This is a genomic window from Campylobacter sp. CNRCH_2013_0898h, from assembly GCF_025772965.1.
Lineage (GTDB): Bacteria > Campylobacterota > Campylobacteria > Campylobacterales > Campylobacteraceae > Campylobacter_D > Campylobacter_D lari_D.
The window spans coordinates 1-13,977 of the sequence record NZ_JAKMTD010000018.1; the positions used below are offsets into that span (position 1 = coordinate 1).

Sequence of the window (13,977 nt, forward strand, 5' to 3'; positions counted from 1 at the left end):
GTAGGTTTTTTTGACTTTGGAAATAGTATTCTTCCACTTTGTTTATCTACATTTAATATAAAACCTTCGGGTGTATAAATTTCATAAGTTTCACTCATTTTTATCCTTTCATCCTATATACAAACCATCTTCCATGATTATAGTAGTGGCTAATCTGCCTATGAATTGATTAGAATAATCTTGGGATTTATTATTAGTAGTTAAATTCTCAATATTTTTATAATATCTTTTATTTTGATATATTATTTCATCACCTTCTTCATTTACCCCCTTATACATCACTTCTAAATTATGCTGTCCTATAGCTTCTAAATTTTCCATTAATCTTCTTGCTTTTTGTCTATCTTCTATGAACTTACCCTTTTCATCTTGAGTAGTATTATAAATACCATTTGCATATTCATATAAAATTTGTATAGCATCATTATAAGCTAAGATAGGGTGTTGTTTTATCACTGGGTGTTGTGTTTTATACTCTTCTTTTCTTTGAAAATGCTCTAGCTTATATATATTACAATTTCTAAGTTCTATATTGTTTTCTTCAAAAAATTCCATATCGTTTAAGATGTATTTACCCTCATTGATCTTATCTTCCTTAAAAGCACTTCTTTTCTCATCTAAAATAATATAAGATAAAAGTCTTTTTAAGGCAAATTCCCTAGCTTTGCTTGAAGTCGTAGCACAAGCAATACTAGGATAATAATTAAGCCCACCTGTGCATAATAAAGAACCAAAAATAAACTCAGATAAATCAAAACTCATAAATCTAGAATTTATCAATAAAGGATAGGTTAAGTATTCTTCTTTTTTTACAGCTAAAGGAAAATCATAATTGTAAGTAAATTTTTCATACATTAGTTTTTCATATAAAATTTTTAATCTTTCATAATTTGTAGGCAAAAGTGTATCGATAAAAGATCCTGCTAAATTTTTTAACACATCTACACTTAAATTTTTACTTACTTTAATAGAAAAATCGATAGCTAATTGTTTTTTTACTTTTGATATCAAATGAATTTGCTTAGCTTTATCCAATCTTGAAAAACTCTTTGACTTTTTTAACTCGCTTGCATATTCTAATTGATTAAAATAATAATAATTTGTTCCTATTTGATATAAAAAAAGCTTATTGAGTGGCTTTTTACTTTTTGGATTAATTTTTATAAAATGTCCTTTAGGATTAAGTGCATAAAATATCCCTAGTTCTTTAAAAAAATGTGCTTTAAAACTAGAAAATAATTTATTGCCATAATGCTTTTTATCAAAGCTTGAATTTATAAAAAATAAAATCATTTTTTTAAAAAAATCAGGCTGGCTCATAAAAAATTCTGCAAAAGGAAAAAGTTGCTTAATGATATTAAAAAAAGTGATATCTATGGATAATTTTGCAAGTTCATTATCAAGCATAATTTCTTGAATACTTTTATCTAAATCTTTTTTCAAAGGAAGAGTTTTGTCTGTTTGTGTATTTTCTTTAAATTCAATTTCCTCATCAAAGCTTTCATTTAAGGTTTTTAAAAAATTCACATAAGTTTGATTTTCTTCTTCAAAATCATTTTCAAACATAGCTTTGGCTAATTCATCTAAATAGATAATTTCATCTTCTTTTTTATTTTTATTTAATTCTTTAGATAAAAAGATGTAAATTTTTTTATCATTATCATAAAAATAAATGTCATCAGGGATAAATGAAATATACTCATTAAAATAATTTGGTATTTTAATCTTTTGGTAATTAAGTGAAATTTCTTTATCACCATAATCTGGATTTGGAATTACAATATTTTTAACACCAAGAGAATATTCTTGTGTAAAAGCTAAGTCTTTTTGTAAAACATACAAAGTTAAAGTCAATAAAGCAACCGTTAAAGGTGAGTATTTCTTAAAATCTACATTTTCATATGTTTTGGATATTGATGGCTCTAACTCAAGAAAAAATTGCATTTGATCATAATAAGAATTGATATTATCTAAATAATTATTAAAAAGCCCGATATATTCTTTTACTTTTTCTTTTTCTTTTTCGCTAATTTCTTCTAGTTCTTTGGGTAATTTAAAAAAGCTATCAATATAAGCAAAATCTTGCTCAACTGATTGTTTTACACTCTCTAATAAATCAAGTCCTATCCAAGAAAGTGTTTGATTATAAAAATTAAAATACCTTTTATATTTTTGATAAATCTGTCCATCAAGTTTCACAAAAGGACAAAGTTGCAATACAAAATCATCTTCCTTTTTAACATCTCTTTCTATAAAATAAGAACCATAATCTCTTTTACTAGGAAATTGCTCTTTTAATCCAAGTTTTTCATTTTTTGTAAGAGCTTTAGGGCGATTTTTTATTATTGCTCCTAATTTTTTTTGATACAAATCTTCACAAAGTGCTGCATTGTTAAGCTGTGGTGGATTGGTAATAAACAAATAATTTTTACCCATTTTTGTTGTATTGATTTGATCAGTATTTTTTTTATCTAGTATCATTTCTACTAGTATGGAAGAATTTAAATCAGGATATTCTGCATAAAAGAAATGATTAAGTTCAGAGATATTTGAATTGATTGCTTTTTTTAATGTTGTATCAAAATTTTTTAAACTAGAATTAATCAAAAGCGTATTATCTAACTTTTCATTTTCAATTTTTGGATTATTTTCTAAAAAATGATCAAAAATACCTTGAAATTCTTCATCTAAAATAACTTTATAAAAACTATTTTTATAAAGACTAATAGAAGGTACATTAGAATAAGATGAAAAATCTAATAATACTTTATCATCTATAATCAATACATCAGATAAAATTTCTTCATTACACAAAGCGATAATAGGATAAAGCTTACTAGTAATAAGCTCTAAAAGTGGATAAGCAAAATCATAATAATATTTTTGTTCCTTATACTCTTGATAGTCAGAAGAAGAATTATAAACTTCAAATAATGTATTTACAACAAAAACATAAGGATTTTTTTTGACTAAAGAGATAGGTTTTTTAAGATTGGTTACAGAATCTAATATATTAATAAAAAATTTTGCTATAGCTCTAATAATTTGCTTATATTCATCATCATTAGATTGAGTAATATTTTTTAAAAATGTATTAAAAAGTGTATCTAGGGTAAGTTGTATCTTTGGTTTAATCTCTTGCTCAAAATAATCAGATTCTTTGATATTTTTTAATAATGTATTTAATTCTTTTTGAACTCCTTTTAAAAAATTTTCAATATTTTCTTCATTACTCTCATCAATAATTTTATTGAGCGTTTTATTTTTGTTTTGATTGATTACATCATTTAAAAAATTTAAATTATTAAAGATAATTTTTTTAATACTAGATAAATTTTTATCAGAGCTAAATTTTTGTTCTTTTGTGATTTCATCTTTATTAGCTTGATTTAAATGTATGATTTTAAAAGTTTTTTTCTTGTTAATTTTAAATTTATATTCAATAGTATGTAGTGTCTTATACAAAGAATTCTTAGCTTCTTTATATCCATCAAAATCACCACATATAAAAATAATTTTATTAGCATTTTCGGTAAGATTTTTTAACTCAATTTCCAAATTATGATTTGATGTAATTAAGGTGAAATCTTTTATTTTCATATTTTAATCCCATTCACTACTACAAATTTACAAACATAAAGCTCTTGTTTTCTATCTTCATCTTCTAAGATCTCATCTAGTCCATTTGCGATTTGAAATTTTAAATTTTGCATTTTAGCAGGAGCTAAAAAACTAAAATGATATTCGTTTAATTCTTTATTATCTTCTAGGGAATTTTTGATGATTTTATCATACTCATGTAGCTGTGTAAAATACCCTGCTCCTAAATCTTTATATTCAAATTCTTTATAAGCACTTTTATAAACTTTAGCAATATTTTTTGGGATAATAAAATAAAGTTTGATTAAATTAGTATCAAAACTAAAATTTAATTCTTTAAATTCATAATCTTTACTAAAGTCTTGTTTGAATTGATTAAGAATATTAACATCTTCTATATCTTTTAAATCTTTTTGATCTATATTTAATTCACTTAAAGCTTTATTTTGTTCTTTTTTTTCATTATTGATCAAAAGATTATAGATAGGTAGGTTATCTTTTTGAAATCTATCACTTTTATAATGAAGTCTTATTATGGGCTCTTTTAGCTTTGTTTGGTTTTTGCTTTGCTTTGCTAAGCCTTCCTTAGGATTAAAACTATGATCAAATTTAAACTTAGTAGGTACAAAGCTTACTTTTAAAGGAAAGCCTTTATCACTAATACAAGCTGAGATGAGTTCTTGTAAGATTACATATTCATTATTAACTTTCTTTTGAGATAAAGAGCCTTTAACATCTACTACCTTAGTGCAAGGATAGCTTACATTTGCAATGGTATTAGGACAGCCACTTATGCTAGAATTAAGTAAATCACTTTCTAGCATAATAGGCACACCACTATCTTTAAAAGTTTTTCCTTTGTTTGATTGAAGTATGACTTTACCTCCATGGATACATTCTAGGTTTTGATTTTCTAAAAGAGCATGAAGTTTAGCTATAGCTTGTTTTTTATTTATCTGTATGGTTTTTTGTTCTTTTAGAGTGTTTGAAATCAAATCTTTATACTCTAAGCTTTGCTTGCTTAAACATTCTAATTTGATATTTAAAGAATTTTCTATAATAGAATAATTAAGCAAGCAAAGTTCATCATTTTTATAAAAGATGCTAAGTTTTCCTTTGCCACTATCTTCATCTTTAGGAGAAAAATAATAACTAGGTGTATCTTGTTTTATAGCATTATCTTGATTTAATTCTCCAAAGTAAAAAGGATTGTTAGGAATTTCACTTGAGCCTGTAAGGAGGGTGGAGTTTAGGAAGATATAAGCTTGGTAGTTTTGGAGTTCTTCAAAAGTAAAATCTGTCGTTGCTTCTAATTTGTAAAGTTCATCATAAATACTTTGACAATCAATGATGCTTTTATTTTCACAAAATAAATAAATACTTTTTTTATCTTTATGAATAGAATATAAAAAGTCTCTACCTATCATAATTTTCCTAAATAATACCTATTTTAGCTTTTCCATTAAAATACAAAGCTTGTGATATTTTACAAACTCCACCTAAATATTGCTCATCCCAAATTTGATCTTTTATTTTATAACTTTTTGAATTATATCTGTATATTTTTGTTATATTATTAATATTTTCAAGACATTTCATATCTTTATAAACCACAATAAAAATTCTAAATTCCCCAATGGCAATTTTATGAGCTAAATTTTCTTGATTATTAACAAAGGAACTATCTTTTCTGTATTTATTAAAATCATTTTTATCAAGAATTAAAATATATTTTTCTTTTTCATGTGCTTTTAAAATAAAATCTATGATTTTTGTTTGACTAATGGTAGGAGCTTTGTAGCTTGTATAATAATTATCTCCAACCTCTTCTAAAATATCATTTGTTTCTTGCATTATGGTGGCTATTAATGAAAGAAAATATTCAAAATGATTGATTTTTTTTGGAGAGCTTCTTAAAAGCCCAAGAGGTCCATTTTTAAGAGCGAAATTTTTATTATTAATAGCATTATTTTTTAACACAAAAGTTTCTGTATATATTTGAATATTTTTCATAAAATGATTAAGATACTCTATACATTCACTAAAACTTTTATCTTTGACTTTGTTATGGTTAGCATCTAATTCTAAAAGATAGGAGTAGAAGTAAAGAGTTTGAGTTAGGGGGATTATGGAGTGAGAATCTTTACCCGTATAGATAGACAGTCTATTGTGTGAGCCATATTGAGCAGAAGCGATGATTTCAATTTTACCATTATCATAAATGTGAGTGATTTTTTCTGAAATATCTATAGTGTATTTTCCTAAAAGATCTTGCATAATTTTTATTGTATTAGGGTTGATAGCTATATTAGGAAAATTCCAACCATAAACACTAGGGGCATTAAAAGTATAAACTTCATTAGGACTAAAAGATAATTTGTCTTTATATTTAATATCACAATATATCAAAGCCATTTGAGCTAAATACCCACCCAATGAATGTCCTACAAATATAATACTTTTGTGTTTATTTTTGATTATTTTGTTTACTTGTTCTAAAAATTCTAAAAGAGAAGAAGATTGGAGATTGCCATTAAGAGATAAGACTAAGTCTTGGGTTGCATCTAAAGCGGTTTCCCATGTCGCTTTTAAATCTTTAAAAGAAACTTCAGTTCCCCTAAATCCTACAACAAATTTATCTTTTTCTTTATCATAAAACAAAGTAGCACTAAAGCCACTTGTAGTGTTAGGCTGATGAAATTGAACCTCATATCTTTGAGAGAAATTCCTAGCTTGTAATTCTCCAAATTCTCCATTTAGTTTATCAAAATTTGTCTTTTCATCAAAGAAATTTAATATTTTTGATTGCCAATCATTATCTTGTCTTAAATCAATCAATACTTTTTTATCTTTATATTTTTGACTGACAATATGTTCTAAATTTACTTTTATTTCTCTATAACCTCTAAGAGAATTTTCTTCTTGAATTTTTTCTTGATTAGAATCTAACTCAAATATATTTCTAGTATTTAAAAAATCAAAATTAAAATAGCTAGCTTGTGCAAGTTCTGCATAATCTTTTAAATTATTGATTTGAGTTTTCATTTTTATTTCTTTTAATTAAATAAATTATTGCAAATATTACAATATGTATCACAATAATAATTAAGTACAACTTAAAATTACTATTATTTCTATTAATCAATAGTAGCAACAAATAACAACAAATAACAACAAATAACAACAAATAACAACAAATAGCAACAAATATATTTTTTGTTTTTCTTGCTTTTTTATAAATCAAATAATAAAAATAAGGCAATAATGGAAAAAGATAAAGTATAACAAGAAAAAAGAACATTTTAGTAAAAGTTGCATCATATGCCATATAATAACCTAAAATAGCCCCAAATCCCCAAATTATAATCCAAATAATATATAGATTTTTTAGTATTATCACACTACTTCCTTTTTTTGTTGAAATTTAAATTATTATTAAAAAATCAAAAAAACCAATCTATACAAGTTTAGCGTAATTTTTGAGATTGTTAATTTGAGCTTTATTACTCATTTTTTAAATCCATATAGAAAATAAAAAGATATAAAAAAATGTATAAAAAAATACAAAATAATAAAGAAAAATAATAAGAAAGTTCTTTTCTAAATTTAATAGATATTATTAAAAATAATATTGTATAAATGCCTAATATTATTACATAATTAAAAAATCCCCCCGAGATAAAGAAAAATAAAGAAAAATAAAGAAAAATAAAGAAAAATAAAGAAAAATAAAGAAAAATATTTTTGGATTTAATAGTTTCTTGTAGTGTTAAATATGATATGTAAGGTAACAATGGATAAGAATATATAAAAAATGCAATCTTTAACATATCACCAAAAAATTCTATATCACTAAAATAAGCATATAAAGAACTAAACAAAAAAATAATTCCCCAAAACATCCCCCAAGCAATGTATATTTTTTTTAATAAACCCATTTATTTTCCTTTTTATATTTTTAATAAAATTATCCTACTTTTTAAAAATCAAAATATAATTACACTAGGAACCATTCCAACCATAAACACTAGAGGCATTAAAACTATAAACTTCACTGGGACTAAAAGATAGCTTATCTTTATATTTAACATCACAATATATCAAAGCCCCACTTAAAGTGTTAGACTAATGTTTTAAAATACAAAATCAATAGTTCTTTTACTCAGTGCATCATTTAACCCTACCCTGCTAATATCATTATCCAATGTTATTTCTTTACTATCAAAACAAGTATTTATAAGAGAAATACAATATTTAGGTTCTATTTTAACTATTTTATTTTGTTCAAAACGAGCTTGTATAGCACAAGCATAAGCTGTGTTTGTATTTTTAGGTTTTACAATATTTTCCCTTTTACTATTTTTCATAACAATATCTTGCTTTAATTTATCACCAAAAGTAAGTTTATCTGCTTTATAAATATTATTCTTTTCATCTTGCTCTATATTTTCCCAAACATATTACAACATAGCATAACTAGCATCTGCTATATCAGCATAGTCTTTGATTTGAGAAATAAGTTCTTTAGGGTTCATCAGTAACTTTGTCCTGTATATTTTTCATCACTTTTTATAAATTTACCATTAGTAAAATAATGAAAAGATCCTCCTCCTGCACTTTTACGACTAATACTAGAAAAGCTAAATCCTCTTCCTTCATCTCCAAATAATCCATAGCTTTTTACTTTATAATCTATCATGGTAGCAAAAACAATAGGATATTTTTTACCCTCACACACATAATAAGTTGTCATACCTAAATAAGGTCTTAATTTTTTATAGTTTTTTTCACCCATATATGCTTTAAATTGATCTTCATAGTATGCAAATTCGGGTTTATCTTTGAAACCAAAATCAGCTTTACCTTTATATCTATAATCACTACGATAATATTTACAACCATTAGAAAGGACTTGAGGGAATTTTTTTTCTATGACTTTTAATTGATCCCAAAAATCATCCCCTAAAGACATTTTTTTCATTGCCTCTCCTTTCTTTCTTTCATTTTCCAATATCTCTTCTCTTATTTTTTTATCAAAGATATAAATTCCACCATAATTACTTGCAAGAGTTTCTAATTCACTTGCTTTATTTTCTTTAAAAGCACATGCACTTAAAGATACTAAAGAAAACAAGCTTAGAATTATCATTGTGATTTTCATTTGATACTCCTTTTTAAAATTAATTTTGGAAAATTATCTTACTTTACTTTGAAAAATTATTTTTCTTTGTATTTGTTTAAAGACAGTAAAGTCAAATTTTCAAATATATTTTGATCATTTTTGATGATATTTTGCAAGGCATTTTGCAAATAAGTCATAAAAATATCTTCTTCCATCTCTTTAAATACAGGTGAATACAATTCTTTAGTAATTAATTTTAACACAACAAGATTAATTAGTTTTGTATCTTTAATAAGCGGAATTTTTGAAATAACCGTTTGAAAATCATCTATATTTAATTTTTGGAAATTATCATTTAGTATTGTTTTTTTACGATTTTGTGATAATTCATTTTGCAATTTATCTAAAATTTTTCCTATATTTTCATAAGTAAAATCTAAATTAACAGAAGAATTAGATTCCATAATAACTTCAGAATTTTTAATATTATTATCCTCTATAAAACTATAATCTATTTTTGTTTCAATAAGTTCTTTAATGTTTTCTTTTGCCTTAAAATCTAAACCATCTATTTTTCCTCTAGGTTTTAGCTCTATTTCATCCATCTGTGTGTGTTTTTCTATTTCTTTTATTTCTTTTGCTTGCTTTAAAGTTTCTTGTTTAATCTCTTTTGAATCAACAAAACGCAACTCAATAAGACCTAACTTTAGAACATCGCCTTTGTTGATAATAATTTCATAACCATCTTCCAATCTAGAAAAAGAATTATTATAAAAAATATCACTGCATTCTATAGGCGTCATAGTAAAAAAACCTTCTTCAAAAGTAATCTTCATATGTTTTTCTTTAACAGAATTATTTTTATCTTGTATCCAAAATAAACATTCTGGACTTGATCCAACAAGTCCACCAGTTTCATCAAATACACAAGCTACTGTTTTTGTAATATTTTCATCAATATTTTCAATTATCAATCCTATGGTTTCTTTATCTATCATTTTGAGCCTTTGTTATATTTTCTACTATTTTAAAATCACTTAATATCATAATTATATTATTAATATCTGAGTTGTTATTATTAAGTTTGAAATCAAAATACATTTTTTTATTGTCATTAAATAAAACACTGTAAGATGAATTTGAATTTTTACTTTCCTGTAATAATTTATACCAAGCCCATTCTCCTTTATATGATTTTGTGTAATTTATATTAGCATCTAAATAAGAATACGCAGTGAAATCAAAACTAGTTCCATTGTTAAATTCATCAGTTATAACATCTAATTTTGTATGCAATGTGTGATCATATATAATAGAAGTATCATTATACTGAACTTTTACAAAAGAAAAATCGGCACTTAAGTCAAGACTTTGTAAAGTAAAGCGCACTCTCATTACATCATTTGCATTTAGCATTAACTCTGATAAATTACCAGCCTTAGTAATAAAATCCAAAAATTCTTTGGAAAAAGTTAATCTTGAGCTAAATTTAGAATTAATAGAGTAAACATTTTTTCTTTTAATTAGAACATTTGTTAAATATTTTTCATAAAACTTATTTAAAATTCCATTTTTACCAAAGAAATTTTTAAAAGAATCTATACTTAAATCTTGTGAACTTAATAAATTAAAAGGATAAAAAGGAGCTATATCATTAACAAATGGTGCATAAACCTCATTCAACCAAACAGTATTAAACAAAGAAACTCCATGGTTTTCTATAATATTCCAAGCATACAAAGAAAGAGTTGCATAATATTTTTCCAATTCACTTGGTAAATTTTTAATATTTTGTTCAAGAGAACTAAATGGGTCGCTAGAATCTTTACTATCGCTTAAAGCGTATTTTATTTTTTCCTCAATAGTTTGCGAGTTATTTGTTGTAAAGTCAGTTATTTTTTTATGAATATTAGACAAATCTGTATTTATTAATTCCATGGTTTTTTGATGACTTCCAACATCTAAACCTACAGCAGTAGCACCCGTATTTAAAATAGAATTTTGTTCTATAATTTTATGATAAGCATCAAACGAACTGGTAATCCCCATAAAACTTGTCTTTATTTCAGCAGCATTAACACCGAGATTATATGCTTGAGTTAGTAAAGTAGCATCGTTAAGATTGGTATTTACACTAACAATTTTTATAAAATTCATTAAAGGATTTTCTTTTTTAGATAGTATATTAAGTTCATTTAGCATAGAACTTTTGGAAATAAACTTTTTTGGTGCAAGTGAATTTAAAATTTCTTGCCATTTATTTTGATATTGCGTTAAATAAATTTTAATAATTCCCATTGCCATATTGCTTCTATTTTCAGAATTTGACAAATCATTTAAAATCCACGAATCAATCTCAATGGCTTTATCTATTTTTACATTTAACGTTTGCAAAAAGTCAGCCATACCTTTTTTTGTGTAAATTTCTTCAATACTATCAATTTTAATAGACTCTGAGAAAACATTATTAGCAGCAAATCCTAATTCATTTTTAAAATTATATACTTTATTGTTTTTATCTAGAATGATAAAGTTAAGTAAAGTATATATTCTTTGAATTTTTGCTACATTATATAGTTTTTCAATAGATAGTTTAACCGAAATATCATCTTGCTGAGAAGTGCTTAAGTCAATCTTTTGAAGTTCATCGATACCAGATAGAAAATTTTCTTTAGAAATTTTATATTTTTCTAAAAAATTCCAATTTTCATTAATCCATATTTTTAATAAATCTTTATCAAGATATTTTTGCTCAAACAATGATTTATATACATATAAAGTTTTAATTAAGTTATCATAATTATCATCAGTTTGTAATATTATTTCCATTTCTTTTAATAGGGTATTTTTCAACACATCTTCACTAATTTTATAATATAAATTTTGTGCTTTTTTAAAGCCTTTATATGTTATGTTTAAGCTAAAATATTCAAACAAACTTGCCTTTTCGATTAATTGTGGATATACACTTAGTATATTTCTTAAATCAACTAATAATTTTGCTTTCTCTTCTATACTCATCATGGGGTAATCTTGCATATTTTTCAACAAAAATGAAAGATCAGTATAAACACTTTGAGATATTTTCTTTTCTTGCTCACTTTTAAGAATAAAATAAGATGAAATAAAATAAGTCATACAACTCAAAAATATAGTTAAACCCACAAGCGATATCTTTTTGTAAAAACTTTTAATTCTACTTAGCGATGAATCTTTAAAGACAATATCTTCAAGCAAAGACTGAACAAAATAACTTTGCTTGCTAAAAGACTGTTTTACTTGAGCTAATGGTTTTTTTATATTATACTTTTCACAAATTGTATCAAGCATAAAATTTCTTGGCACATTTTCTTGATAAGCACTTACATAATATACCCCTCTTAAAACTGAACTATTTTTTAAAATATTTTCATTTTGGAGTTGCACGATAAAGTCTTTGCTCAATACAAATAAATTATCCAACTGCTTTAAAAATAAATAAATTTTATTTTTTTCCTCTATAGTGTATATAGAAGAATTTTTATCAACAAAACGTAAAAACAAAGATTTGCTTATCTCTTCAAAAGACTTTTGAATATCTTCTTCTTTAAAATGTTCTGCAAAACTTACACCAAAAGCTTTTTTTTGAATTTTTTCATTGAAAATATCAAAAAATTCTCTCATACCTTCTATCAAATCTAATTTTGAAAAAACAACATAAATAGGTAATTGTACACCTAAAATTTTTTCACACTCATGCACCCTTTTTGTTAAATAACGAATTAAATTATTAGAATATTCTTTTGTGTTTTCCAAAAACAATCGAGTATCAATTATTAAAATAATGCCATTTAATTTACTATGAAAATAATTCTTATTTAAAAATTTTAAAAAATTTTGCCAAATGCTCTTTTTAATTAAAAAGTCTCTATTTTTCTCTATATCATCTTCGGGTAACTCATCGCTACTATTAGGATGAAAAAAATCTTCTTGAGAAAAATAATTTCCTTCAGTATCAAGCAAAGCGCCTTTCTTGGAAACATATAAGCTAAAATTATTGGTAGACTTATGCATCTTTTTATATGATTCTAAACTATCACTTAAAGGATATTCTATATCAGAATAATTTATAAAAGTACTTTTACCAGCACCTTCATTTCCCACAATAACAACAAGAGGCAAATTTTTAGTGTTGATATCTTTTTTCCATGTTTGTTTGGCATCTTTTAATGCGATAAAGAAATTTCTTTTTGCTTTGTATAAAAATTCATTAGATTCTTTTTTAATTTCTTTAAGTCTTATTCTTTTGTCATCCTTAAAAGATTTTATAAAATTACTTAAAGGCTTTAAAAGAAAAAACAAAAAAATACAACACCAAAATATAAAAATTATCCCAAATCTTAAATAAGAATTACTAAAAACATAAATTTCATTAAACGCAAATAAAGAACCATAAGCCCAAAAAAATAAACTTAAGACAACTAAAATAATAAGTATTAATGTGATTACAAAAATCCTAGATTTTAAAATTTGCATTATTTTTTGAAACATAATTTTTCCTAATATAAATTCAAATAATTTTTATTTCTATTTATTAATTTTATATTATTTTTACTTATTTTGTATTAAAATATTAAAAGCTTTTAATATAAATATAAAGTTAAAATTATAATCATAAGGAAAAACATGGCACAACCAGCATATATCAAAATCGAAGGTTCAACACAAGGACTTATTTCAAGTGGTGCTTCTACAGAAGCAAGTATAGGAAATCGCTATCAAGCAGGACACGAAGACGAGATTATGGCTCAAGAAATTTCTCATATTGTAACAGTTCCAGTTGATCAACAAAGTGGACAACCATCAGGACAAAGAGTTCATAAGCCTTTTACTTTCACTTGCTCTCTAAATAAAGCAGTTCCTCTACTTTACAATGCACTTACAAAAGGTGAAAGACTTCCGAGTGTTGAAATTCATTGGTTTAGAACATCAACAAGTGGTGGACAAGAACATTTTTTTACAACTAAATTAGAAGATGCTATCATTACAGATATTACCTTAGTAATGCCAAATGCTCAAGAAGCAAACAATCATGACAAAACAGAGCTTTTTAAGGTATCCTTAAATTACAGAAAAGTTATTTGGGAGCATACAGCGGCTGGAACAAGCGGAAGTGATGATTGGAGAGAAGCAAATTCGTAACACAATAAGCTCATTGTTAAACAATGAGCTTTATATGCTATTTAATATCCTTATCACTTTCATTAAAAATAATC

General features: G+C 24.6%; 8 protein-coding genes. 1 reads left to right on the top strand and 7 read right to left on the bottom strand.

From position 1 onward, the window contains the following. Positions 1–108 precede the first annotated feature (108 nt). The 7 genes from L8X50_RS07795 to tssM all read right to left on the bottom strand — a co-directional run bounded on the left by L8X50_RS07795 (position 109) and on the right by tssM (position 13,252). On the bottom strand, positions 109–3,600 hold the full coding sequence (locus L8X50_RS07795; RefSeq protein WP_263660851.1) for a hypothetical protein: 3,492 nt from the start codon (positions 3,598–3,600) through the stop codon (positions 109–111). After that, a complete protein-coding gene (locus L8X50_RS07800) occupies positions 3,597–5,027 on the bottom strand; it encodes a hypothetical protein (RefSeq protein WP_263660852.1) in 1,431 nt (476 codons plus the stop codon). The genes L8X50_RS07795 and L8X50_RS07800 overlap by 4 nt, the downstream gene beginning before the upstream one ends. Before the next feature lie 7 nt (positions 5,028–5,034). Continuing rightward, on the bottom strand, positions 5,035–6,645 hold the full coding sequence (locus tag L8X50_RS07805) for a lipase family protein (protein WP_257938277.1): 1,611 nt from the start codon (positions 6,643–6,645) through the stop codon (positions 5,035–5,037). A gap of 1,088 nt (positions 6,646–7,733) precedes the next feature. Continuing rightward, a complete protein-coding gene (locus L8X50_RS07810; RefSeq protein ID WP_257938276.1) occupies positions 7,734–7,967 on the bottom strand; it encodes a hypothetical protein in 234 nt (77 codons plus the stop codon). 167 nt (positions 7,968–8,134) lie between these two features. Continuing rightward, complete coding sequence (locus L8X50_RS07815) at positions 8,135–8,572, bottom strand: tRNA 2-selenouridine synthase (RefSeq protein ID WP_412175489.1); 438 nt, start codon at positions 8,570–8,572, stop codon at positions 8,135–8,137. Between the two features lie 245 nt (positions 8,573–8,817). Further along, positions 8,818–9,720, bottom strand: coding sequence for a hypothetical protein (locus tag L8X50_RS07820; protein ID WP_263660019.1), 903 nt, complete (start codon positions 9,718–9,720; stop codon positions 8,818–8,820). Further along, on the bottom strand, positions 9,710–13,252 hold the full coding sequence (tssM, locus tag L8X50_RS07825) for a type VI secretion system membrane subunit TssM (protein WP_263660854.1): 3,543 nt from the start codon (positions 13,250–13,252) through the stop codon (positions 9,710–9,712). Before tssM ends, L8X50_RS07820 begins: the two co-directional genes overlap by 11 nt. Positions 13,253–13,387: 135 nt before the next feature. Here tssM and L8X50_RS07830 point away from each other — a divergent pair, with 135 nt between their 5' ends. Beyond that, positions 13,388–13,903: an Hcp family type VI secretion system effector gene (locus L8X50_RS07830; RefSeq protein WP_263660855.1), complete on the top strand. Its 516-nt coding sequence runs from the start codon at positions 13,388–13,390 to the stop codon at positions 13,901–13,903. The last annotated feature ends 74 nt before the right edge of the window (positions 13,904–13,977 follow it).

Bases quoted from the DNA above. Each gene is read 5' to 3' on its own strand.
- tssM (WP_263660854.1), bottom strand. From the start codon at position 13,252: ATGTTTCAAAAAATAATGCAAATTTTAAAATCTAGGATTTTTGTAATC.
- L8X50_RS07830 (WP_263660855.1), top strand. From the start codon at position 13,388: ATGGCACAACCAGCATATATCAAAATCGAAGGTTCAACACAAGGACTT.
- L8X50_RS07820 (WP_263660019.1), bottom strand. From the start codon at position 9,720: ATGATAGATAAAGAAACCATAGGATTGATAATTGAAAATATTGATGAA.
- L8X50_RS07795 (WP_263660851.1), bottom strand. From the start codon at position 3,600: ATGAAAATAAAAGATTTCACCTTAATTACATCAAATCATAATTTGGAA.
- L8X50_RS07800 (WP_263660852.1), bottom strand. From the start codon at position 5,027: ATGATAGGTAGAGACTTTTTATATTCTATTCATAAAGATAAAAAAAGT.
- L8X50_RS07815 (WP_412175489.1), bottom strand. From the start codon at position 8,572: ATGTCTTTAGGGGATGATTTTTGGGATCAATTAAAAGTCATAGAAAAA.
- L8X50_RS07805 (WP_257938277.1), bottom strand. From the start codon at position 6,645: ATGAAAACTCAAATCAATAATTTAAAAGATTATGCAGAACTTGCACAA.
- L8X50_RS07810 (WP_257938276.1), bottom strand. From the start codon at position 7,967: ATGAAAAATAGTAAAAGGGAAAATATTGTAAAACCTAAAAATACAAAC.